This window comes from Capnocytophaga sp. HP1101 (genome assembly GCF_054772415.1).
This window is the reverse complement of record NZ_BPUU01000026.1, coordinates 1-409: the sequence shown is the minus strand read 5'-3', so window position 1 is coordinate 409 and position 409 is coordinate 1. Positions and strand designations below refer to the sequence as shown.

The window sequence follows — 409 nt, the reverse complement described above, 5'->3', positions numbered from 1 at the left end:
CTGATTGCTACTCTATTAAACGATTTAACTGCTTTATAATGAGCTTGTCTACTAATACCAAAACTCTTACAAATAGCACTTACCTTTTCTTCTTTGGAAAGTACTTCAATAACTCTTGTTCTAACTTTTTTTTTATTTCATCACTCATCCCTGTTTCCTGACCAAGAATTTGGAAATAAGTTTTATAAACTTTATTTTCTAAAGCAGTTTCAGCAAAAGCCTCTTTAAGAGCTTTTAATTCCTTTTTAAGAGCTTGAAGCTCCCCGATTTCATTAATTGTTTCCACGCGTACTATTTTGTTTAATAAGTGATTTTTACCATATTTTTTAAGCCATTTTTGGATTGTTGTACTTCCGCCTATGCCGTACTTCCGTCGGCAGTCTTCAATACTCAATCCGTTTTTCTCAAT

Annotated in this window: 1 protein-coding gene; it reads right to left on the bottom strand. The window is 32.5% G+C overall.

Annotated features, from left to right (window positions below):
- Positions 1-79: 79 nt before the first annotated feature.
- Positions 80-409 (bottom strand): transposase (locus RCZ04_RS11835; protein WP_460486243.1); only part of this gene is annotated, 330 nt, incomplete at its 5' end.